This is a genomic window from Mycobacterium sp. SMC-21 (assembly GCF_045310825.1).
Lineage (GTDB): Bacteria > Actinomycetota > Actinomycetes > Mycobacteriales > Mycobacteriaceae > Mycobacterium.
On sequence record NZ_JBJIAO010000017.1, the window covers coordinates 1 to 21328 of the forward strand.

At 66.9% G+C, this 21328-nt stretch carries 22 protein-coding genes and 1 tRNA gene; 10 read left to right on the forward strand and 13 right to left on the reverse strand.

The annotated features are described in order from the left end of the window. Window positions 1-212: 212 nt before the first annotated feature. Entirely contained in the window at window positions 213-695 is a 483-nt protein-coding gene (locus ACJH6H_RS17260; protein ID WP_406775420.1) for a hypothetical protein, read from the reverse strand. A 123-nt stretch (window positions 696-818) separates the two neighbouring features. Between ACJH6H_RS17260 and ACJH6H_RS17265 the strand changes: the two genes are divergently transcribed. After that, entirely contained in the window at window positions 819-1622 is an 804-nt protein-coding gene (locus tag ACJH6H_RS17265; protein ID WP_406775421.1) for an acyl-CoA thioesterase, read from the forward strand. A gap of 79 nt (window positions 1623-1701) precedes the next feature. Here the strand turns inward: ACJH6H_RS17265 and ACJH6H_RS17270 are convergent, their stop codons facing one another. Together ACJH6H_RS17270 and ACJH6H_RS17275 are read right to left on the reverse strand one after the other, a co-directional pair. Continuing rightward, window positions 1702-3099, reverse strand: a complete 1398-nt coding sequence (locus ACJH6H_RS17270) for a DUF222 domain-containing protein (RefSeq protein ID WP_406775422.1) — start codon at window positions 3097-3099, stop codon at window positions 1702-1704. Between the two features lie 118 nt (window positions 3100-3217). Next, complete coding sequence (locus ACJH6H_RS17275; RefSeq protein ID WP_406775455.1) at window positions 3218-4060, reverse strand: carboxymuconolactone decarboxylase family protein; 843 nt, start codon at window positions 4058-4060, stop codon at window positions 3218-3220. 14 nt (window positions 4061-4074) lie between these two features. Between ACJH6H_RS17275 and ACJH6H_RS17280 the strand changes: the two genes are divergently transcribed. Next, a complete protein-coding gene (locus ACJH6H_RS17280; RefSeq protein ID WP_406775423.1) occupies window positions 4075-5100 on the forward strand; it encodes a threonine aldolase family protein in 1026 nt (341 codons plus the stop codon). 137 nt (window positions 5101-5237) lie between these two features. Here the strand turns inward: ACJH6H_RS17280 and ACJH6H_RS17285 are convergent, their stop codons facing one another. The 3 genes from ACJH6H_RS17285 to ACJH6H_RS17295 all read right to left on the reverse strand — a co-directional run bounded on the left by ACJH6H_RS17285 (window position 5238) and on the right by ACJH6H_RS17295 (window position 9226). After that, window positions 5238-6215 (reverse strand): hypothetical protein, encoded by a 978-nt coding sequence (locus ACJH6H_RS17285; protein WP_406775424.1) that lies wholly within the window; start codon window positions 6213-6215, stop codon window positions 5238-5240. Window positions 6216-6338: 123 nt separating this feature from the next. Beyond that, window positions 6339-7709: a metallopeptidase TldD-related protein gene (locus ACJH6H_RS17290; RefSeq protein ID WP_406775425.1), complete on the reverse strand. Its 1371-nt coding sequence runs from the start codon at window positions 7707-7709 to the stop codon at window positions 6339-6341. Next, a complete protein-coding gene (locus ACJH6H_RS17295; protein WP_406775426.1) occupies window positions 7709-9226 on the reverse strand; it encodes a TldD/PmbA family protein in 1518 nt (505 codons plus the stop codon). Before ACJH6H_RS17295 ends, ACJH6H_RS17290 begins: the two co-directional genes overlap by 1 nt. A gap of 38 nt (window positions 9227-9264) precedes the next feature. Between ACJH6H_RS17295 and ACJH6H_RS17300 the strand changes: the two genes are divergently transcribed. From ACJH6H_RS17300 to ACJH6H_RS17310, 3 genes are read left to right on the forward strand one after another with little or no spacing between them, the layout of a single operon-like run. Continuing rightward, window positions 9265-10137: a carbohydrate ABC transporter permease gene (locus ACJH6H_RS17300; protein ID WP_406775427.1), complete on the forward strand. Its 873-nt coding sequence runs from the start codon at window positions 9265-9267 to the stop codon at window positions 10135-10137. After that, entirely contained in the window at window positions 10124-10936 is an 813-nt protein-coding gene (locus ACJH6H_RS17305) for a carbohydrate ABC transporter permease (RefSeq protein ID WP_212812219.1), read from the forward strand. The genes ACJH6H_RS17300 and ACJH6H_RS17305 overlap by 14 nt, the downstream gene beginning before the upstream one ends. After that, a complete protein-coding gene (locus tag ACJH6H_RS17310; protein WP_406775428.1) occupies window positions 10933-12255 on the forward strand; it encodes an ABC transporter substrate-binding protein in 1323 nt (440 codons plus the stop codon). Before ACJH6H_RS17305 ends, ACJH6H_RS17310 begins: the two co-directional genes overlap by 4 nt. Here ACJH6H_RS17310 and ACJH6H_RS17315 read toward each other — a convergent pair. After that, entirely contained in the window at window positions 12252-13088 is an 837-nt protein-coding gene (locus ACJH6H_RS17315; protein ID WP_406775429.1) for a CbiQ family ECF transporter T component, read from the reverse strand. The two genes, ACJH6H_RS17310 and ACJH6H_RS17315, sit on opposite strands and share 4 nt — an antisense overlap. Continuing rightward, window positions 13085-15112: an ATP-binding cassette domain-containing protein gene (locus ACJH6H_RS17320; protein ID WP_318985292.1), complete on the reverse strand. Its 2028-nt coding sequence runs from the start codon at window positions 15110-15112 to the stop codon at window positions 13085-13087. The genes ACJH6H_RS17315 and ACJH6H_RS17320 overlap by 4 nt, the downstream gene beginning before the upstream one ends. Before the next feature lie 100 nt (window positions 15113-15212). On the opposite strand from ACJH6H_RS17320, the gene ACJH6H_RS17325 reads away from it, so the two are divergent. Then, window positions 15213-15656, forward strand: coding sequence for a MarR family winged helix-turn-helix transcriptional regulator (locus tag ACJH6H_RS17325; RefSeq protein ID WP_212812223.1), 444 nt, complete (start codon window positions 15213-15215; stop codon window positions 15654-15656). Between the two features lie 3 nt (window positions 15657-15659). Here ACJH6H_RS17325 and ACJH6H_RS17330 read toward each other — a convergent pair whose 3' ends face one another. Further along, on the reverse strand, window positions 15660-16160 hold the full coding sequence (locus ACJH6H_RS17330; RefSeq protein ID WP_406775430.1) for an LppP/LprE family lipoprotein: 501 nt from the start codon (window positions 16158-16160) through the stop codon (window positions 15660-15662). A gap of 257 nt (window positions 16161-16417) precedes the next feature. On the opposite strand from ACJH6H_RS17330, the gene ACJH6H_RS17335 reads away from it, so the two are divergent. The 3 genes from ACJH6H_RS17335 (at window position 16418) to ACJH6H_RS17345 (ending at window position 19057) form a co-directional block, all read left to right on the forward strand. Then, window positions 16418-18073 (forward strand): cellulase family glycosylhydrolase, encoded by a 1656-nt coding sequence (locus tag ACJH6H_RS17335; protein WP_406775431.1) that lies wholly within the window; start codon window positions 16418-16420, stop codon window positions 18071-18073. Between the two features lie 87 nt (window positions 18074-18160). Continuing rightward, the gene (locus ACJH6H_RS17340) at window positions 18161-18556 is read left to right on the forward strand and encodes a hypothetical protein (protein WP_406775432.1); all 396 of its coding nucleotides are present in this window, start codon (window positions 18161-18163) and stop codon (window positions 18554-18556) included. Between the two features lie 30 nt (window positions 18557-18586). Then, on the forward strand, window positions 18587-19057 hold the full coding sequence (locus ACJH6H_RS17345) for a GNAT family N-acetyltransferase (RefSeq protein WP_406775433.1): 471 nt from the start codon (window positions 18587-18589) through the stop codon (window positions 19055-19057). A gap of 5 nt (window positions 19058-19062) precedes the next feature. Here the strand turns inward: ACJH6H_RS17345 and ACJH6H_RS17350 are convergent, their stop codons facing one another. The 3 genes from ACJH6H_RS17350 to ACJH6H_RS17360 form a co-directional block, all read right to left on the reverse strand. Then, window positions 19063-19914: a DUF2382 domain-containing protein gene (locus ACJH6H_RS17350; protein ID WP_406775434.1), complete on the reverse strand. Its 852-nt coding sequence runs from the start codon at window positions 19912-19914 to the stop codon at window positions 19063-19065. Window positions 19915-20090: 176 nt separating this feature from the next. Further along, window positions 20091-20321 (reverse strand): hypothetical protein, encoded by a 231-nt coding sequence (locus ACJH6H_RS17355; protein ID WP_133427281.1) that lies wholly within the window; start codon window positions 20319-20321, stop codon window positions 20091-20093. Between the two features lie 182 nt (window positions 20322-20503). Beyond that, window positions 20504-20576: transfer RNA gene (locus tag ACJH6H_RS17360), tRNA-Asn, on the reverse strand. A 158-nt stretch (window positions 20577-20734) separates the two neighbouring features. On the opposite strand from ACJH6H_RS17360, the gene ACJH6H_RS17365 reads away from it, so the two are divergent. After that, complete coding sequence (locus tag ACJH6H_RS17365; protein WP_212812228.1) at window positions 20735-20977, forward strand: hypothetical protein; 243 nt, start codon at window positions 20735-20737, stop codon at window positions 20975-20977. Window positions 20978-21015: 38 nt separating this feature from the next. On the opposite strand, the gene ACJH6H_RS17370 is transcribed toward ACJH6H_RS17365, so the two are convergent. Continuing rightward, window positions 21016-21297: a hypothetical protein gene (locus ACJH6H_RS17370; protein ID WP_212812229.1), complete on the reverse strand. Its 282-nt coding sequence runs from the start codon at window positions 21295-21297 to the stop codon at window positions 21016-21018. Window positions 21298-21328 lie beyond the last annotated feature (31 nt).

Sequence of the window (21328 nt, forward strand, 5' to 3'; positions counted from 1 at the left end):
CGGACTCGGCACCGACCGAATCAACTGGAACGGAGGTCGCCTGAAACAAGCCGATCCACAGGTATTGACAATTCCTCTCGAACCCGCGACCAAGGGATTATGAGTCCCCGGCTCTAACCAACTGAGCTACCGCCCCATCGCGAAGATCGCGGCCACCATGTTCGCATGGCGCCACGGGCGGGCACCCCATGGGCTGCCATCGGCGTTGCGGTCTAAGAGCCGCCACGCCGGCAGAGCGCTTCCGCCAGCCGCTCCGTCGACTCTTCCATCTGCGCGCGGCCGATGACCGGCAGGTGCTCCAGCATGTCGGTGTGTCGGAATGCCGACCAGTCGTATGTCTCAGTGACAAGTGTCCGCTCCGGTCCGATCGGCGTGAGCCGCCATATCCAGGTGTGACCCGCAGGTTCCTGGCCGGGTTCGGCGGGGGCCCATCCGACAGCACGGTCGGGCTCGTAACAGATGACGTGGTTCTCGACGCGGTTGCCCGCACGCATGTTCATCACGAACACCGCACCCAATTCGCTGAAGGGGCGATGGTCGGCCGCACTGAGGATCATGCCGCTCGTATCGAGCACAACATGGTTGTCCGGCGTGGTCAGAAACGCGAACACGAGATCTGCACTCGCGTCCACGACACGCGATACCTGTATGCGGCTGTGTTGGATAGCCATCACTGATCTCCTCTGCGAATTCACCGCCTATCTATCGAGACTGCGCACAGCGCCGTTTGTCATCGTGGCTCTGTGTAAACGGGCATCTGATCGGCCCTGAGCGGATGCGTCTCTTTGACCGCACTGCCACCAGGCATCATGTGGAGCGTGACCGACTCTCATCCGTTCGACCAAGCCCTGGAACTACAGACCGTCGATGACACGCGCATGCGTGGGCAGACGCACCCGGACTGGGCGAACATGGTCGGCCCCTTCGGCGGCATCACTGCGGCGACGCTGCTGCATGCAGTCGAGCTGCGGCCCGACCGCATCGGTGAACCGCTGGCACTCACGGTCAACTTCGCGGCACCCATCGCCGACGGCGAGTTCGATATCGCACTGAAGCCCGCCCGCACCAACCGGACGAACCAGCACTGGATCGCCGAACTCAGCCAGGACGGCGACATCAAGACCACGGCCACCATGGTTTTCGGCATCCGCCGCGACACCTGGTCGGACGATGAGTCACGCATGCCGAGTGCGCCCAGGCCGGAGGGGCTCGAAGTCAGCGGCCCTCCCCTGCCTTGGGTCAGCCAGTACGACATGCGTTTCGTCGAAAACCCTTTCCCGGCAGAGGATGCCGAGCCCAGTGAGTCCTCGCGGACGACGCTGTGGGTGCGGGACGCCAACCAGCGCGGCCTCGACTTCGCCGCCCTGGCCGCGATGTCCGACATCTTCTATCCCCGGGTTTTCCTGCGGCGCGGCGGATTCTTCCCGGCCGGCACGATCTCACTCACCACGTACTTCCACGCCAATGGGCAGGAACTCGAAAGCATCGGCGGGGACTACGTATTGGGCAGTGCGCACGCAAATCGCTTCTCGGACGGATACTTCGACCAGAGTGCGCATGTGTGGGCTCGCGACGGCGCGCTGCTCGCCAGCACCCATCAGATCGTGTACTTCAAGGGCTGAAGTCCTCACCGGCGAGCGACTCGTTACGGCGCACGTGGCACTGCCGTCGCGGCATGGGATGCCGTGGCGCGGTGCCGAGTTAGCTTGCGGGCCTGTCTGTTTCACCGTCATCGTCACCACTCTCGGCTGGGTAGAGCGTGGGGTGCCAGTAGTGGTTGGTTCGGGGTTGGCCGACGTCCAGTAGTGGTGGTGGGGTCCAGTGGGCGCGGCCGCCCGCCATGGTGGTGTGCCAGCCGCCGGTGTCGGCGAGGCGGTTGTCGGTCCCGCAGGCCAGGGCGAGGTTGGTGATGTCGGTGGGGCCATCATCGCGCCAGTCGGTGTCGACGTGATGGGCCTGGCAGCGGGAGGCGGGGGCGGTGCAGTGGGGTTTGGTGCAGCCCAGGTCGCGGGCGAACAGGGCGAAGCGTTGGACGACGGTGGCGGTGCGACGCGCTCGGCCCAGGTACAGCGGTTGTTCGGTGTGGTCGTCAAAGACGACGAGGTAGTGGTCGGCGCCGCGGGCAGCCATGCGGATGAGATCGCGGATCGGTAACCGGCTGCCGGTGAGGGTCAGTGCGTGGCCGGTGCCGCGCTCCAAGTCGGCGACGGTGCAGGTGGCCGCGATGGCCACAGGTAGGCCGTTGTGGTCGCCGAGGTCGGTGCCGAGGGCGATGCGGCCCATGGCAGCGAGGGCGTCGTGGTTGCGTTGGTCGGTGCTGCGGGTGTCGTTGTCGATCTGGGCCTGGGTGGGGGTGCCGGATTGGCAGGGTGTGGGGTCGGCGGGGTTGCACATGCCGGAGGCGCCGAGTTTGTCGTGGACTGCTTCGAGGGTGGCGCGTGCTTCGGGGTCGAGCCAGCCGTCCACTTTGGACATGCCGTCGGGTTGTTGTTTACCGATGCGGAAGCTGCGTTTGCGGGCGCGTTCGGCGTCATCGGGCAGGGGTCCGTCCTGATCGAGCAGGTACAGCAGCGCCTCAGCGGCGGCGCGCAGTTCTTCCGGGCTCTGGTGCCGCGCCCCAGCAACCAGGGACTGTTCGAACTGCCCGCTGGTGGTGGGGTCGATCCAGCCGGGGAGTTTGTTGATGAACTGGCCGATCACTTTCACGTGCTCGGTGTTGATCACGCCGTCGGCCTGGGCCGCGGCGACGAACTCCCACAGCGGCGGCAACGGTTCGCCGGTCAGCCCGGTGCGGGGCGCCAAATGCTGGGCGTCGCGGACCTGGCGGTTGGCTTCGGTGGTGTCCAGGCGCAGCCGGATACGCAGCACCTCGGCCCAGTTTTTCGCGCCTAGTTCTCGGGCCGTGACCTGAGACTGCGCCGCAACCAAGATCCGGTGATCGACCGCCTCGGCCGCGCACCTCAACCTCTCGCGGCGGGACTTCAACGCCAACAACGTCGCCACGTCCAGACCGGTGTGATCCAGGGACGCGAGCCGCGCGTGCGCCGCCTCGTAGGCGGCGTACGCCTCCTCGACAACGGCTGGATCGGTCAATCCCATACATCGAACACTAGTTCGAACCACTGACAAGAAGCCGCCGGGAATGTGACGCTAGTTACCCACTGTGACCAGCGCAAACAAAGTGACCAAAGTTTTTCAGAGAGCTCCCGAAGAACGCCTAGGAGAACACCGGCTGCCCGTCGGCTCCGAGCAGATAGCGCTCGGTGCCTTCACTGACTCGCGGCGCGTCTCCACCCAACGCGACGGCAATCTTGTTGATGCCGTTGCGCATCACGTCGAGGGTGATCTCGGTGGCCTCCGCGTCGGAGAAGTGCGCCCGTACGCCCGCGGCAACGTCGGCCGGTATCCGCGACGGCGTCCACACCAAGGCGTCGACGTAGCGCAGCACGGCTTTCTGCCTCTCGTCGAGCAGCGTCGACGACTCGTACAGCTCGATCTCCGAGTACAGCGACTCATTGCCGCCGGCATCCAATGCTGTGCCCTCGCGCAGCGACTTGCACAGCCGGCAGTTGTGCGCGGCCGCGCCGCGCAGTCGCACCACTTCGGTCATCACCGGATCGAGTTCGCGACGCGCCCCCACCGAACTTGCGAAGCGGTTCAACAGCAGGTCCACCGGGTCAGTGTCGTGGTCCCAGCCGTCGGGATCGGCGATCGGCGGCAGCCCGAGCGCCGCAAATCCGGCCCGCACTCGCGGCACGAAGTCCGCGACGTACATCAACGCCACGATGCGAAAACTGTTGGGGCCCAGCGCTGCAGTGAGCTCTCCGCGCTGAGCCACGGAAATCACCGACACGTCGGTGCTGAACTGCTCGGCGAACTCAGCCACCATCGGCTCGGCGTCGGACACGGGCCCGAACACTGCTTCATAGGGCAACGGCGCGAGGCCCAGGGTCTCGGCACACGTCTGCCGCATCGCCGCGTTGAGCCGCCGATCGGCGGGCGGCGACAGTGCGATCAGGGACGTCAGTAGCTCCTCCACACCCCGGATTATTGCCGCGATGAGACGATCGACGCATGAGTTCGACCGTCTCGGCCGCATTCGCCTCCGACAACGCTGCTGGTGCTCACCCACGGGTGGTGGAGGCGATCGTCGCCGCCAACCAGGGCCCGGTGAGCTCGTACGGCACCGACCCGGGCACCGAACGCGCAGCGCAGGCCGTCAGAGCGGCCTTCGGGGCCCCCGATGCCGAGGTCCTGTTCGCACTGACCGGCACCGCGGCCAACATCATCGCGCTGGCTTCGGCAGTACGGCCCTGGCAGGAAATTCTGTGCAGCGATATCGCGCACTCGTTGCTCGACGAAGCCGGTGGGCCGGTACGAATCGCCGCGGCACAACTGACCCCGCTACCGAGCGATGACGGCCTGATCTCACCGAAGGAACTCGATCGACACATTGCGCGCCGCGGCGAGGTGCACCACTCGCAGCCGCGCATCGTCACCATCACCCAGTCGACCGAGAACGGCCGCGTCTGGTCGCCCGCCGCGCTGACGGAGTTCATCGACTACGCCCACCAGCACGACCTGCTGGTCCACGTGGACGGCTCGCGAGTCGCCAATGCCATTGCCGCCCTTGGCATCACTCCACAGGAAGCCATCGGTGACGCCGACATCGTCACCGTCGGCGGCACGAAAAACGGCATGCTGTTCGGTGACGCGGTACTGATCCGCCGGCCCGCACATTTCGAGGGAATTCGCTTCGTACAGAAGCAGATCGGCCATCTCGCCAGCAAGCACCGCTTCATCTCGGCTCAGTTCGAGGCCATGCTGCACGACGATCTCTGGTTGCAGACGGCGGCCCACGCCAACCGCATGGCGGCGACATTGAGCGCCGGTTTCGCGGAGGCAGGGTTGCAACTGGCGGCGCCGACCGAGGCCAACGAGGTGTTCGTCATCCTCGACGCCGCGACCACAGCGCGCGTCCGGGAACGGTTCGCGGTCCACGCTCCCGACCCGCTGAGGCCGATCGTGCGGTTCGTCTGCTCATGGGCCACCACCGACGACGACGTCGCCGCGGCGCTGAAAGCTATTGCGCCTGACTGACCGACGACATGTGGAAGTCCGGAATCGGCAACGGCCCGATTGGTGGTTGAGTCGCGATGGGTTACAGGACGGCCGTACAGCAATTGGCGGGTGCCGTTGGCCTCTTGGCGCGATGAGGTGTCGGACAACCACCCTGTCTAGGAAGACCCTGACTGTAGTTTGGTTGCGAAATCGACTACAAGCAAAAGGAATTCAGCGATCTTGTTGTTGTCTTCCTCGAAGTCTGCCACCAGTATCGACATGTCGTCCGTCGCGTTTGGTTTGCGGTAGGCGTCTATTCTCTCTTGCACACGTTCACGTTTCTCACGGATCAGCTCGCGTTGGTCGTGTACATCCTTGCCGATCGCGAGGATTGACACGGCGATGCCCACGCCCGGAACAGCCTTCAGGAGCTCTTCAGTTGTCTTCAAAGCTATTTCAGTGGCTGTCGCTTTTCCGACTGGCTTGAACCAGCCTGGCTTGGCGTCGGAGCCCTTCGGCGTCGGGTCGCTGACGAACAGAAACGTCACAAGGAGGTTCAGCCGAGCTAGTAGCAGGTCAGCCGCTTCTAGGGCGGTCGCGCCGACCTCGTTTGTGGCGGCGAGTGCGCTCGCCATGAGGGCTTCTCTGGCCTGCTGTCCCTCCCGCAGGCGGTCCCGAGCTGGGAGCCCTTGGTCGAGCGCATCGTCGATTTGAGCGAGGGTTTCTTCATTTGCCCTACCGCCGATGCCGTCGAGTGCATCCCTGATCTTTGTGACTGCCTCGATGAGTGCGTAGAGAGGGCTGTCGGGGCCCTCGACCTCGACTTCCACCGTCTGCACTATCCGTCTCGCGAGGTCCTTGAGGGTGCTCTGCAGTACGCCGAACAGGTACCCGACATCGCCCGCGAGCGGCTCATATATTTGGTCGAAGCGGTCGAGTTCGAATTCGAGGACTTCCGCGGCCTGGGTGCGCGCGGGGCTCGCTGTCGGCGTGTTGAGCAACTCGAGGCGCTCCAACGTTGCCTTCGTGAGCTGTTGGCCGTCGATTCTGTACCTCGTAAGCGCTTGGACCAGGCTGGCCCTGCCTGATTCGAGTTGAGCGAATGCCGAGTTGATCGGCGCGCTGTTATCGGATGATGATTCGCTGTTTGTCATTGCGCCCCGCCTCACCCCGGGCTCGGGCTGCCGGATTAGCAGCCCGACATGCTGCGACAACAATAGTTGGCGCGTGGCCCGCCCCGCAGCTAGTTCGTCAGCACGGCGTTGTTCCCGGTGGGCTTATTGCGCCTGACTGACCGACGACATGTGGAAGTCCGGAATCCGCAGTGACGGCATCTGGGCCCGGGTGGCCCAGTCGCCCCATTCGCGCGGCAGCGTGGTTTCGCTGACGCCGGCCTCGGTCGCGCGCCGCAGCAGGTCCAGCGGACTCTCGTTGAACCGGAAGTTGTTGACCGCGGCCGTCACTTCCCCGTCCTCGACGAGGTAGACGCCGTCGCGCGTCAGACCGGTCAGCAGCAGCACCGTCGGATCGACCTCACGCATGTACCACAGGGTGGTGAGCAGCAGGCCGCGTTCGGTGCCGGCGATCATGTCGGACAGAGTCACCGAGCCGCCGGTCATCAGCAGATTGTCGGCCGGCACGGCCACGGGCGCGTCGAATTCGGCTGCGGCAGAACGCGGATACGCCAACGCGTTCACGACACCGTCGCGAATCCAGTCGACCCGACCGATGTCCAGGCCGTTGTCGAACACCGACACCCGCTCCGACGAACTCGACGTCGCCACGAACGGCAGGCAATCCAGCCCGGGCGCAAAGGGATCCGAGTACAGGGTCAGTCCGAGGTCGGTGAGCTTCTCCCCCACCCGGGTACCGCCCGGCGCCGACAGCGCGGTCCGGCCCTCCTGCGCGCCACGGCCATCCATGCTCCAGCCGAGGTAGATCATCATGTCCGCGACGGTCGACGGCGGCATCAGCGTCTCATACCGACCGGCGGGCAACTCGACGGTCCGCGAGGCCCAGCCGAGGCGCAGGCACAGGTCATCGAGCATGGAATCGACTGGCACGTCGACGAAGTCGGCGGTGCTGACGCCCGCCCAGGCGCTGGCGCCATCGCGTTTGGCGTTGATCTCCACCGAGCCGGTCGGCTGGGTGAACCGCCGCCGGATGCCACCCGAGGTGGCCAGGTACGTGGTGTCGAGTTCGTGCCGCGCGAACCCGTACAGCGCGTCGCTGCGGTGGAAGCCGTCGACCAGACGCGTGGCCACGTTCCCGAACACCGAGGCACCGGTCAACGGCGACGGTGCGTCCCAGTCGTCGGAGGTCTCCACGCCGGCCAGGGCCGGCGCGCTGTCACGCGCCTCGGGCGCCGCCTCCGCGGCGTCCTGCGACGCCGCGACGAGGCCCGCGATGGTCGACGGATCGACCTCACTGGATTTCACGACGCCGACCCGGGCCTTGTCCCCTTGGCGGACAATCGAAATGACGGTGGTCTCGCGGCTCACCGACTCACCGTTGGTGGTCATGGTGTTGCGGGCCCAGCGCAGTGACGCGGTGGACCTGTCGGTCACCAGCACGATGGTCTCGTCGGCTCGACCCCGGCGGGTGGCCTCGGCCAGCACCAGGTCGACAACTTGCGGTGCAGTCAGCATCAACGCCCCGATTCAGTTCGCGTGTTGAGCACATTGATTCCGCGGAACAGCGCGGACGGGCAGCCGTGACTGACGGCCGCCACCTGGCCGGGCTGGGCCTTGCCGCAGTTGAACGCGCCACCGAGTCGCCAGGTCGACTCTCCGCCAACGGCTTCCATCGATCCCCAGAAGTCGGTGGTGGTGGCCTGGTAGGCGACGTCGCGCACCTGGCCGTCCAGCTTGCCGTCGCGGATCTTGAAGAACCGCTGCCCGGTGAACTGGAAGTTGTACCGCTGCATGTCGATTGACCACGATTTGTCGCCGACGATGTAGATGCCGTTCTCGACCCGGCTGATCAGATCATCGGTGCTGAGGTCGTCAGTGCCCGGCTGCAGCGAGACGTTGGCCATCCGCTGGATCGGCACGTGATGCGGCGAATCCGCGTACGAACAGCCGTTGGACCGGCTGACCCCGAGTTTCGGCGCGAACACGCGGTCCAGCTGATAGCCGACGAAGACACCGTCGCGCACCAGGTCCCAGCTCTGCGCGCGGACGCCTTCGTCGTCGAATCCGATGGTGGCCAAACCGTGTTCGACGGTGCGGTCGGCGGTGACGTTCATGATCGGTGACCCGTACTGCATGGTCCCCAGCTTGTCCGGGGTGGCGAACGACGTACCGGCGTAGGCCGCTTCGTAGCCGATGGCCCGGTCGTATTCGGTGGCGTGGCCGATGGATTCGTGGATGGTCAGCCACAGGTTGGTCGGGTCGATCACCAGATCGGTGGGGCCGGCCGTCACGCTGGGCGCCTTGACCTTCTCGGCCAACAGCGTCGGCAGCTCCGCCAATTCGGTTGTCCAGTCCCAGACCTCGTCACCGGCGACGGCTTCCCAACCACGCGCGGTCGGCGGCGCCAGTGTGCGCATCGTTTCGAAAGCACCGGCTGCGGCATCCACCGCGACGGCCTCGATCGTCGGCTGCACCCGGACCCGTTGTTGCGTGATCGACGAACCGAACGCATCGGCGTAGAACACCTGCTCCTTCACGGCCTGCAGTCCCGCCGACACGTGGTCCACGCCGTCGGCCGCGAGCAACCGCCCCGAGTACTCGCCCAGTAGCGCGATCTTGTCGGCAGCGGTGACCTCGAACGGGTCGATCCGGTACGGCGACACCCATGACACATCGGTGTAGACCGGTTCGGGAGCCAACTCGATGCGTTCGGCATTGAGCGGCGCCAGCGCCACCGCGACCTGCACGGCGCGACGGGCGGTCTCGGCCGCGACCTCGGGGTTCAGCTCGGCATGCGAGGCGAAACCCCAGGTGCCGTCCACGATCACCCGGACCGCTAGCCCGATTTCCCGGTTGACCACCGAGGATTCCAGCTCGCCGTCACGCAGCTGGATGTGTTCGGTGGTGATCCGGTGAATCCGGAGGTCGGCGTAGCTCGCACCGGCAGCCAGCGCGGCCGACACCGCGGCCTCGGCCAGCAAATGGCGCGGCAAGGCCAGGAAGTCGGCGTCAACCCGTCGCAGCGCAGTCACGGCTACACCGTAGTAGCACCACACGCTTTAATGATCCGGTGGCACGCCGCAGGTTTCGGGACACCCTTACCGGCTATGCGCTGCTCGCCCCCAGCCTGTTCGGCGTGGTGATGTTCCTGCTGCTCCCCATGCTGGTCGTCGGCTGGCTGAGCCTGCAGCGGTGGGACCTGCTCGGACCCATCCGGTTCGTCGGACTCGACAACTGGCACGCCGTGCTGACCGACCCGACATTCCGCCGCTCGCTGGCGGTGACGCTGGGTTTCGTCGCACTGGTGGTGCCGGTCCAGACGGTGCTGGGTCTGGCGGCCGCGATGCTGCTGGCCCGCGGACTGCCGGGCACCGGATTCTTCCGCACGCTCTATGTCCTGCCCTGGATCTGCTCGCCCTTGGCGATCGCGGTGCTGTGGCGATGGATTCTCAGCCCCACCGACGGCGCGGTGAGCACCGTGCTCGGGCACCGCATCGAATGGCTGACCGACCCCACCCTGGCGCTGCCGCTGGTTTCGGCGGTGACCGTGTGGACCAACGTCGGCTATGTGACGCTGTTCTTCCTCGCCGGAATCCTGGCCATCCCCAACGACGTTCACGACGCGGCCCGCATCGACGGGGCGAGCGCCTGGCAGCGGTTCCGCCGCATCACGCTGCCGATGCTGCGGCCGACATTCTTCTTCGTCCTGGTGACGGGTGTCGTTAGCGCGGCGCAGGTCTTCGACACCGTCTACGCGCTCACGGGTGGCGGCCCCGAGGGCCGCACCGACCTGATCGCCCACCGCATCTATGCCGAGGCCTTCGGCTCGGCGGCCGTGGGCCGCGCCGCCGTGATGGCACTCATCCTGTTCGTCCTGCTGCTCGGCATCACGCTGGTGCAGCACATCTACTTCCGCCGACGGGTCACCTATGACCTCACGTAACGCACTCATCTATACGGTGCTGGTGCTCGCAGCTGCGATCACCCTCGTGCCGTTCGGCCTGGGCCTGCTGACGTCGTTCACCTCGGCGCGCCAATTCAACACCGAATCGCCGCTGTCCCTACCGAATCCACCGACGCTGGCCAACTACACCGCCCTGTCCGACGCCGGCTTCGGCCGGGCCGCACTGGTCACCGCCTTGATGACCGCGGTGATCCTGTTGGGCCAGCTGGCCTTCTCGGTGACGGCCGCGTACGCCTTCGCCCGGCTCGATTTTCCGGGACGCGACACCCTGTTCTGGCTGTACCTGGCGACCCTGATGGTGCCCGCGACAGTGACGGTCGTGCCGCTGTACCTCATGATGGCCGAGGCCGGGCTGCGTAACACCTTCTGGGCGTTGGTGCTGCCGTTCATGTTCGGCTCGCCCTACGCGATCTTCCTGCTGCGCGAGTACTTCCGGTCCATCCCGGCCGACCTGATCCGCGCCGCCCGCATCGACGGTGCCGGCACGCTGGACGTCATCGTGCACGTGGTGCTGCCAGCCAGCCGGTCGATTCTCGTCACGCTCGGACTGATCACCGTTGTCTCGCAATGGAACAGCTTCATGTGGCCGCTGGTGATCACCAGCGGCTCGTCCTGGCGGGTGCTGACCGTCGCGACCGCAGGGCTGCAATCCCAGTTCGACACCCAGTGGACCGTCGTACTCGCCGCGACGACCGTCGCGATCGTGCCGCTGATCCTGCTGTTCAGCGTGCTGGGCCGGCACATCGTCCGCTCGATCGTCGTCACCGGCTTGAAATGAAGTTCTCGACCCGGTTCGTCATCGCGCTGGCCGCCACCATGGCGGTGCTGCTGGTGGCCGCCGTGCTGATGGGCCGGACGCAGGACACCGGGAAAACCGTTGTCACGGTGCGGCTGTGGGACGCGCAGGTCGCAGCCGCGTACCGGTCGTCATTCGCGGAGTTCGCCCGCCGGCACCCGGGCATCGAGGTCCGGGTCGACGTCGTCGCCTATGCGTCGTACTTCGATTCGCTGCGCACCGATGTCGCCGGCGGCGGCGCCGACGACATCTTCTGGCTGTCCAACGCCTACCTGGCCGGCTACGCGGACACCGGCCGGCTGCTCGACATCGGAAAGTTGTTGGGCCGCGGCGCCGCCGATGCGTGGGAGCCGTCGGTGAATCAGCAGTTCACCCGCGACGGGACACTGTGGGCGGTACCGCAACTGACCGACGGCGGCATCGCGGTGTACTACAACGCCGACCTGCTGGCGGCCGCCGGCGTCGAGCCCGCCGACCTGGATGCGGTGCGCTGGTCTCCCGGCGCCGATGACACGCTGCGTCCGCTGTTGGCCCGGCTGACGCTGGATCGGCACGGAAACCAGGCCGGGACACCGGGATTCGACCCCGAGCAGGTACGGCAGTGGGGCTACAACGCCGCCAACGATCTGCAGGGTATCTATCTCAACTACATCGGTTCGGCCGGTGGGATATTCAGCGACGGTGACCGGTTCGCGTTCGACAATCCGGGAGCCCGGGAGGCTTTCGAGTACCTGGTGCGGCTGATCAACACCGACCACGTCTCCCCTTCTGCCGCCGACACCAACGGCAACGGCGACTTCTCCCGCAACCAGTTCCTGCAGGGCCGCATGGCGCTGTTCCAGTCGGGCACCTACAACCTGGCCGCCATCGCCGATCAGGCGCGCTTCCGGTGGGGTGTGGCCATGCTGCCCAGCGGACCGGACGGCCGCGTCAGCGTCACCAACGGGATTGCCGCCGCGGCCAATTCGGCCACCCGCCATCCCGATGCGGTGCGCGCGGTACTGCAGTGGATGGGCAGCGCCGACGGAAATGCGTTCCTGGGCACCAAAGGGGCGGCAGTGCCGGCCGTACTGGCTGCCCAGCCGGTCTACTTCGACTACTGGAAACGGCGCGGTGTCGACGTGCAGCCGTTCTTCTCGGTGCTGGACGGCCCCCGTCTCCCGGCCCCCGGCGGCGCGGGCTTCCCGGCCGGGTTCCTCGCCATCAGGCCATTTTTCGACGAGATGTTCCTGGGCCGCGCGCCGGTCGCATCAACCCTGGCCGATGCCCAGCGCGCAGCCAATGCCGCCTCTGATCGCTAAAGCCGGTGGGTGGCCAGCGGCGTGGCCACCTCGACCCACAGCGACAACGCGCACATCGCGACGACCATCAGCAGCGCCACCGTATCGGCCCGTCCCGGCCGTGCCGGACTGGCGACGATCTGGCCCACACCACCGCGCGCCGTGATGGCGTCGCCCATCTCATCGCCGCGGCGCAGCGCCACCGTGATGGCGGCCGCCAGCAGGTCGACGATCTCGGCGCGGCGCTGCCGGCTGCGCTCCCGTCGCGTCTCGGGCCGCACCTTCGGCCGCAACCGGCGGGCCGCGAACAGCACCCGGTATTCGTCGATCAACATCGGGAAGGCGCGCAGCGCCAAGGCCAGCGTGACCGCCCACTCGTCGACAGGGATGCGCAGCCACTTCAGCGGCCGACCCAAAGTGGCCACCGCGGGCGCGATTTCAGCGACGTTGGTGGTCCACGAGACCAGCCCGCCGAGTCCCAGCAGCACGATCGACAGCACGGTGATCCGCAGGAAGTTCAGCAGACCACCCACTCCCAGATGCACAGACCCGAAGTCGAGGAACGGCTCGCCGCCGGCCAGGGCCGCCGTTCCACCACCGAGCAACAGCAGCACCCACACCAAGCGCGGTACCGACGGCAGCACGCTGCGCGGGATGTGGGCCAGCCACGCCGTGAACAGCACCAGCAGGGCGACCAGGCCGATCGGCACCCAGCCGGGGTACATCGTCAGGACAATGCCGATCAGCGCCACCACGATGAGCTTGGTACCGGCCCACAGTTCGTGAATGGGCGACGTCCCCGGCACGGGACGCAACAGCACCATCGAACGGCGCTGCGTCGCGGGAGCCGTCATGATCGTCCTCCCGCAGTGATCGGAGCCTCGACGAGTTCGCCGCGGTGCAGCCGCAGGATGCGCGGGCACAGCTCGTCGAGCCCGGCGAAGTCATGCGAGATGACGACTACCGTCAGCCCCGTGGTCCGGCGCAGTTCAGCGAGCAACGTCACCAGGCCGCGCTGGCTGGCCGCATCCAAGCCGGCCAGCGGCTCGTCGAGGATCAGCGCCCGCGGACGACGAGACAGCAAGCCCGCCAGCACGACCCGGCGCATCTGGCCGCCGCTGAGCTGATCGATGCGGCGGTCGGCCAGTTCGGGGTCCAGCCCGACCATCGCGAGCGCCTCGGTGATCCGGACGGTGTCGCGCTTCGAGAAGCCCGCAGCCGAGGCGATTTCGGCACCGACGCGGGACCGCATCAACTGCAGCCGCGCCGCCTGGAACGAGATCGCCACGGCGCCAACCTGGTCGGAAACAGGCTTGCCGTCGAGCAGACAGCTGCCGGTGGTCGGCACCGTGAGGCCGGCCAGAATCCAGGCCAGTGTCGACTTGCCGGAGCCGTTGAGCCCGTGGATCAGCACACCCTCGCCCTCGTGGACGGTGAAGCTGATGTCGCGCAATGCCGTTGATTCCCAGGGCGTCCCGCTGCCGTACTGGTGTCCCACACCCTGGACCTCGAGCACCGCCGGGCCGTCGGGTTCGACGCCGGCGGACACGATCGGCACCGGTGCGGTCGCGACCATCTCGATGTTGTCACTGGCGCCGTCGAGCCGGACGACCCGGTCAGCCGAGTCGGCCTCGTCGTTGTAGTGCGTGATGTGCACCAGCGAGGTGCGGTGGTGACGGGTGAGGTCGGACAGCACCGAGAGCAGCACATCGCGGCCCTCCTGGTCGACCATGCTGGTGACTTCGTCGGCGATCAGCAGTGCCGGCTCGCGGGCCAGGGCGGCGGCGACTGCGAGGCGCTGCAGTTCACCACCGGACAGCCCGCCGGTGTCCCGGTCCGCCATGCCGCTCAAACCGACTTCGCCCAACAGCTTTTCGACGTCGATCGTCGTCCCCGACGGCAGACCCCACACCACATCGTCGGCGACGCGGGTGCCGAGCACCTGACTCTCCGGATGCTGCATGACGACCGCGGTGCCGCCGGCCTTGCCGAGCCCCACCGCACCCGGCCGGTCGATGGTGCCGGCAGTCGGCGCACGGCCGGCGAGCGTCAGCATGAGGGTGGTCTTGCCCGATCCGTTGGCGCCCGTGACGGCGACATGTTCACCCGCGTCGATGTCCATGCTGACCGGGCCGAGCGCATCGCGATCGGTACCCGGATACCGGAATCGGACATCGCGCAGGCGCGCCGGCACCGGCGCGACGAGGCCGGTGGATTCGACGGTGTCGAGCTTGTGCACATCGGGAATTCCGAAGAGCCGCTTCAGCACCCGCGACAGCGCCCACCAGCCCAGCAGCGTGACGACGATGATGTGCATGATCACGGAGATCATCACCGGCACCGGCCAGTAGTGCAGGAACACGGCGAAATCGGTGCGCAGATCCTCGGCCGCGCGCTCCCCGCCCGGGACCGCCGCGATGACGTTGGCGATGCCGTGGATGTTCGAGGTCATCGACGCGAAGATCAGCTCTCGCAGCCGCGCCACCACGAGCAGGATGCCGATGACGTAGGCGCCGAATGCGGCGCCCGCGACCACTGACGCCCACAGGACCGTGACGATCCCGCGCCCCGTGCGCTTGACGATGCCGGTCAGTCCGCCGATGTAGGCACAGAACACCACGGTCATCAGACCGCCCATGCCGGCGATGAGGAACGCGATGGTGCTGCCGGCGATGGTCGCGGCGACCAGCACCCGAATCCGGTAGCGGTAGGCCAGCAGTCCCATCGGGACCGTGCCCAGCATGCCGAGCCCCGCGGCGAACGGGACGACGACGGCGATGATGGCGGTGGCCGCGCTCAGTGCCGCCATCACAGCGGCCTGGGCGTACTCGCCCGGATTGAGGGGACCGGCCTTATCTCTGGTGCCGGCAGCAGTCATTGCACAATTCTGCCAGCTGCGCAGACGCGTAAACTCGACGGTGTTGTGACCGTCACCACTCTCGATGACAGGTTCGACTACATAGAGAATCTATGGAACCATGTTGAACATGACAGTTGCACCGGCGACCGAAACGACCCTCGCCTCGGATCTGCTCGCCGTCGTCGCACGCATCAACCGCCTGGCCAATCAGCGCGTCCGGCTCCCGCTGCCCTTCGCCCAGGCCCGCCTGCTCTCCACCATCGAAGCCGAGGGCCGCGCGCGCATCTCCGATCTCGCCGCGCTCGACCACTGTTCACAACCGACGATGACGACCCAGGTCCGTCGCCTCGAGGACGCCGGACTGGTGTCCCGCACCGTCGACCCCGACGATGCCCGCGCCGTCCTCATCAGCATCACGCCGCAGGGCATCGCCACGCTGGCGCAGGTGCGCGCCGACCGCGGCAACGCCATCGACCCGTTCCTGGCGGAACTCGACAGCGCCGATCGGGACACCCTGGCCGCGGCCGTCGAGATCATGCGCGGGCTGCTCGCCGCGCACTGACGCTCACGGCCCGGGGATCGGGTCCAGCGCCTTGAGCGCGCCACCGTCGACGGTGAACCGCACGCTGCCGATACCGGTCGGCATCCCCGGCTGATCCTTCGGCTGCTGCCATTGGTACTGCACCGTCGCGGTGTCCGGAGCGCTCGCGGTCACGGTGATGTACGGCCGCGCGTCGGGCGTCGGCGTGCCGATCATCGTGTTCTTGTTGAAGAACACCACCTGCTGCAGGCTGTCCGGCGTCGAATTGTTCTGCCCCACCTGCACCCAGTACAACGCGCAGTTCGCGGTGTGGCCACTGCCCATCTGGGTCCACTTGCCCGACGGCGGCGCCGGCAGCGCGTAGATGGCTGCGGTCACGACGTTCTGCGCCGGCCCGTCGGCGGGTGTGCATTTGTCAGCCTGCGGCATCGGGTCGGGACCTTTCGGACTCCACCCACATCCCGCGGTGAGCAGGGCAGATGCCGAGAGCAGGACGAACGCCGAGAGGTAGCCGGAGGACCGCATGCGGCCAGCCTACGGCCAAGCGCACCAAGCTTTTTGACAGGAACCTGGTTTGCCCACAGTTTGCACGGGGCACCCAAACCTTGTCTTTGACGCCCCGGCGGGGTTAGCCGGGAGCGAAATCAATTGTGATTAGGGGAATTTCGATGTGGCACAGACAGAAGCGAGGTCAACAGCAACGGCCGGTGATCAAGACCGGTGTGAGAGTGGCAATCTCGGCGGCATTGCCCGTTGGGGTTGCAGGTCTGATTTTTGCGAGCGTGGGCACCGGTCCTGGACCGGTGCCCTATTTGCTGTCCGCGGCGATCACCGAATCGAACACGACGGTGGGTTTCGCCGATTCGGACATCATCGGGATGTCGACTGCCGACATCAACAAGACACTCGACGAGATGCAGTCCCTCGGCGTGCAGAACGTGCGGATCCTGCTCCCGTGGAACAACATCGAGCCCGCACCGGGCTATTGGAACTGGAGCACCGTCGACACCCTGGTGAACGCTGCCGCCGAACGCAACATGGGCATCCTCGGCGTGCTCAACGCGACGCCGGCGTGGGCAGTGCAGCCCGGCTATCCGGCCGTGGCCGCGCCGCCGGCCGACAACACTCAGTACGCGCAATTCGTCAGCGCAGTGGCGGAGCGCTACGCGGGCAAGGTGTCGGCCTACGAAGTGTGGAACGAGCCCAACGCGGCACCCTCCTGGTACCCGACACCCGATCCCGCGGCGTACACCCGGCTGCTGCAGGCGGCATATCCGGCGATCAAGGCCGCTGACCCCAACGCGACGGTGATCGGCGGCGTGGTCGGTTGGGTCACCGATACCCCTGGCCTGGCCATCAACGCGGCCTCATACGTCCAGGGCATGTACGACAACGGAGCCCAAGGGTATTTCGACGCGCTCTCGTTCCACCCGTACCAGTACCAGGTGCCCTTCGGGAACGGCACGCCGTACGGGCCGATCGCGCCGATCAACCAGCTCGCGACGATCCATCAGGAAATGGTCGCGGCCGGCGACGGCAGCAAGCAGATCTGGGCCACCGAGTACGGAGAGCCGACCTCGGTCGTCGACAACAACACCCAGGCAGCGTTCATCTCCAACTTCCTGAACTCGTGGAGCAGCTTCGACTACACCGGGCCGATGTTCATCTACACCACCCGCGACCGGAACACCGCCAGCACGAGCGACCAGGACACTCTCGGTGTCTTCCAGACGGATTGGACGCCCAAGCCCGCGGCGAACGTCATCGCCCAGTGGACGGCGACGCATCCGCAGACGCCGATCGGCGCGCCGGACCCGGCGACCATCTCGAGCCCCATGATGGCTCTCACGACACTCAGCGCCACCAGATCCCTTGCCGACCCGTCGGTTTCGACACTGAGCGCCACCGCCGATCCCGTCGCCGATCCATCGGTTTCGACGATGCGCACTGCCTCCGGTGATCCTGCGGCAGCGCTGAAGACGACGAGCACGACCTCGGCAGCGACCGACCCGGCGGCGGTGCCCGTGATCGCCGGCCCGATAGCCGCGGCCACCACGCCCGTCACTGCCGTCCCGGCGACGCCTGCCGCTGCGGCCACCCCGGCCACTGCAGCTATCGCAGCCACGCCGGCAGTCCCGGCCACCGCCACCACTCCGGCGACACGGGCCACCCCGGCAACACGGGCCACCCCCGCCACACCGGCAGCTCCCGCGACGCCGGCCGCACCCATATCGGCGCCGGCCGCGCCAACGGCCCCGGCCACGCCAAAGGCGTTGGCGCCCACAGCGTCAGCGACCACCTCGACGACAACCGCCGATACCGCAGCACCGGCGGCGTCCTCGAAGGCAACGACACCGAAACAGAGCCCGAAGGCGAAGTCGGCGCCGACGAACTCCGGCCCGAAGAACACCGCACCGAAGAACACCACGAAGAAGTAACGTCATCCAGTCATCCGGGGCGGTGCGCCGGCACCGCTCCGGATAGCTGTGCGTTTCGCGGCACTGTCGCGCGGGTAAACAATGGCCATGTCGATCACGGTCGGTAGTGGGCCACCGGAGTATGACGGTGATTTGCCTGGAGGCGTCGCCGGTCTCTACGGCGGCGGCACCTGGCCGGCCGCGGGCAGCAAGGCGCAACGTCGCGTACTGGCCCTTGCCGTCGGCGTTCTGGTCGGCCTGCAGCGACGGCGGTGGCAGGATGCGGCCGTCGAATTGATCGGCGTCGCCCACGATTCCGACATGTCGCCGTACGTCCTGGCCGAGGCCCTGGTCGAACTGTCCGGTGGCCATTCGCTGCGGCTGGCGGGAGGGTCTCGACCCGACGCGATGCGAATCGCTCTGAAGCATTGGGGCGACCTGCTGACTCCCCCGGCGGCCGACGAAGAACCGAATTCCGGCCCGGATCACGTCCTGGCTTGGTGAGGCGACCCGGCGTGTCTTTACGCTGAGAACGTGACCACAACGCAAGACTTCGTACTCCGGCCATGCCACGGACCCGCGGAATGGCCGGAGCTCCTACGGATCTGGCGTAGTGCGGTCGAAGCGACGCATGACTTCCTGACTGCCGGCGACATCGATTTCTACGAGCGGCGGCTGGCCGAGGAGTACCTGAAGATGGTCGACCTCACGGTCGCGGATTCCGACGGTGTGCCGGTCGGCTTCTCGGGTGTTGCCGGTGGCAACCTGGAGATGTTGTTCATCGACCACCAGCACCGTGGTCGTGGCGCGGGCTCGGTCCTGCTGGCCGACGCGCGGGCCAAGAATCCGGGGCTGCTGGTCGATGTGAACGAGCAGAATCCACAAGCTGTCGGGTTCTACCAGCGTCACGGCTTCGTCACCCTGAGCCGGTCGGAGACCGACGGCGACGGGCGACCGTTTCCGATCTTGCATCTGGGCCCCGCCCCGTCGGCTCCGCTCGACTGAGATGGTCAGCGCTGACGGCGGTGCACGCCTTCCGCGTTGATCTCTTCGCGGCGCACGTTCTCGGTGATCTGCTTGTTCTCGGTGACCTCGTCGACTGCGAGTCGAACCCGTTCGACAGGAACCGATTCCTTGCTCACGACGACCTTGTCCTCGTGCAGCGTCACTTCGCGCTGGTCGTCGGCGATCCGGTTGTCACGGGCATGGGACGGGTCGGTGATGGCGGCGCGCTCCACGCGCACCTCTTCGTGGGTGACGGGCACCTGGACGGTCTGTTGCTCGGTCACCACATGCTTGTTGAGGCGGGCCGTACCCGACGTCGCGCGCTCGGTGCCCACCTGCAGGTGCTCCTCCGAACGGATCATCTCCGGCCCGGTCTGAGCAGTGGGCGACGCCTGGGAGGCGTGGGCCGACGTGTTCGCCGAGGTGCCGCCGATGCCGCCAAGGGCCGGTGCCGCTCCGCGCAGGTGCTTGCCGCCATTGGACGGCGGGGTCTCGGGGCCGGGCTGCGGCGCGGGTCGCTGCCCAGGCTGCGGGGTGGCCGGCCGATCGGACCGCATGCCGTAGTACTGCATCAGGGTGGCTTCGTCGGCCGGGCTGATCCGGTCACGGATGTCCACGTGCGGGGCGTTCTTGACGGCGCTCTTCGCCACGGCCACCTGCACCGAATCGTCGCCGTCGGGGCGCGCGCCCGCCAGCGGGACCAGCGACTCCGAAATACCGAAGAGGCCGGTGTGAACGGATGCCCACTTGGGCTGCCTGCTCTGTGCGTCCAGATAGAGCTCGTGGATCTTGCCGATCTTCTCGCCAGACGGGTCGTAAGCGGTCGCTCCCTTGATCTGTTCCAAAACGTTCGTCATAGATTCGCTCCCTTTCGTCCGTACTCCTATTTCCCATTGCGCCGCAGACCCGTTCGGGCCCACGTGGGCGTGTTGACGGCGATCTCGGTCGGTCCCGGTTGCCGCACGCGGCAACACCACACCGAAAAGGCGCTCAAACGCCTTTTTCTCGAGTGCTTTTGGGATCTGCCGGCGGCTCAGACGTGCCGGCCGTGGAGGTGCGGATGGTGCTCACTGAGCAGCATGCCCGACAGCAACCACACGGCGCCGAAGGTCGCAGCGGCAAGCGAAACGATCATCGCCACTGCGCCGAACGTCAGATATCCGGCCACCATCGCGACGGCTCCGACGACCAGGGCCACGAAACTCGTGGCGATGGTCACCAGGCCCGGCACCATGGCGCCGACCGAGGTACGCGATTCGTTCATGCCTTGCGGGTACCCGTGAGCGTGGGCACCAAACTCCGGGCGCGCACCGAGCGTGGGTCTTTTCGAGGTCACGCGCCAGAAAAATCACGTCAGGCCGCACGCTCGGCGCAGGGCCCGAGGCGAGGCCGACGCAGTAGCCCCGGAATGCAAAATGACCAGCACTTCCGTGCTGGTCACCGTTGCTCCCCCGATTGGACTCGAACCAATAACCGCCCGATTAACAGTCGGGAGCTCTGCCAATTGAGCTACAGGGGATTGTGCTCAGGCCCTGGGCGCGTGTCCCTGAACCGAGGCATGACTCTAGCGCATGACTGCGCGGATCTTTGAATCGGCTGGTAGCTGCCGGTCGGGCCAGACGCATCGGCGATCGTGAGGCAGGATGGAGCCACGCACCGTCATCAGGGAGGGGTCCAGTGATCCGAGCCGTCGCCGTCATGGCCGTTGGCTATGTTCTGGGAGCCAAAGCAGGCCGTCGCCGTTACGAGCAGATCGCCGGCACATACCGCGCCATCACCGAGAGCCCGATGACCAAGGCGATGCTGGATGCCGGGCGGCGCAAGCTGGCCGACAAGGTGTCACCGGACCCGAACATGGTGCGGTTGACGGCTATCGACTCACAGACCGCTGTGCTGCATCCGGAGTCGGTTCACGACTGACCCGACCGACAATCGGGCGGTTATCGGTGCGGGCGGCGTCAGCCGAGCGGCTGGTTCCAGCTCTGGCCCGGCAGCAGCGGGCCGCTGCTGATGCCGCCCTGCGGTCCCCAGACGCCCCACGGCGTGCCCACGTTCACGGGCTGGCCGTTGGAACGGCCCATGCAGTAGCCGTCTTCCTTGTTACCGAACCAGGCGAGGCAGCCACCGTCGGCCGTCGTCTGCGATGACGGGGCGCTGCTGAGCGCAACGACGACGGGGGCGGCCACTGCGGTGGCCACGAGCGCTGCTGCGGCGAAGAGCCGGGTTGCTCCGAAGGTCATGATTGGCCTCTCCCCTGGGGTCGGTTCTGCC

What these genes read in the sequence shown, in the direction of transcription:
- ACJH6H_RS17280 (WP_406775423.1), top strand. Translation starts at nt 4,075, where the DNA reads ATGAGTTCGACCGTCTCGGCCGCATTCGCCTCCGACAACGCTGCTGGT.
- ACJH6H_RS17320 (WP_318985292.1), bottom strand. Translation starts at nt 15,112, where the DNA reads ATGACTGCTGCCGGCACCAGAGATAAGGCCGGTCCCCTCAATCCGGGC.
- ACJH6H_RS17290 (WP_406775425.1), bottom strand. Translation starts at nt 7,709, where the DNA reads ATGCTGACTGCACCGCAAGTTGTCGACCTGGTGCTGGCCGAGGCCACC.
- ACJH6H_RS17325 (WP_212812223.1), top strand. Translation starts at nt 15,213, where the DNA reads ATGTTGAACATGACAGTTGCACCGGCGACCGAAACGACCCTCGCCTCG.
- ACJH6H_RS17340 (WP_406775432.1), top strand. Translation starts at nt 18,161, where the DNA reads ATGTCGATCACGGTCGGTAGTGGGCCACCGGAGTATGACGGTGATTTG.
- ACJH6H_RS17285 (WP_406775424.1), bottom strand. Translation starts at nt 6,215, where the DNA reads ATGACAAACAGCGAATCATCATCCGATAACAGCGCGCCGATCAACTCG.
- ACJH6H_RS17315 (WP_406775429.1), bottom strand. Translation starts at nt 13,088, where the DNA reads ATGACGGCTCCCGCGACGCAGCGCCGTTCGATGGTGCTGTTGCGTCCC.
- ACJH6H_RS17355 (WP_133427281.1), bottom strand. Translation starts at nt 20,321, where the DNA reads ATGAACGAATCGCGTACCTCGGTCGGCGCCATGGTGCCGGGCCTGGTG.
- ACJH6H_RS17370 (WP_212812229.1), bottom strand. Translation starts at nt 21,297, where the DNA reads ATGACCTTCGGAGCAACCCGGCTCTTCGCCGCAGCAGCGCTCGTGGCC.
- ACJH6H_RS17350 (WP_406775434.1), bottom strand. Translation starts at nt 19,914, where the DNA reads ATGACGAACGTTTTGGAACAGATCAAGGGAGCGACCGCTTACGACCCG.
- ACJH6H_RS17270 (WP_406775422.1), bottom strand. Translation starts at nt 3,099, where the DNA reads ATGGGATTGACCGATCCAGCCGTTGTCGAGGAGGCGTACGCCGCCTAC.
- ACJH6H_RS17305 (WP_212812219.1), top strand. Translation starts at nt 10,124, where the DNA reads ATGACCTCACGTAACGCACTCATCTATACGGTGCTGGTGCTCGCAGCT.
- ACJH6H_RS17310 (WP_406775428.1), top strand. Translation starts at nt 10,933, where the DNA reads ATGAAGTTCTCGACCCGGTTCGTCATCGCGCTGGCCGCCACCATGGCG.
- ACJH6H_RS17330 (WP_406775430.1), bottom strand. Translation starts at nt 16,160, where the DNA reads ATGCGGTCCTCCGGCTACCTCTCGGCGTTCGTCCTGCTCTCGGCATCT.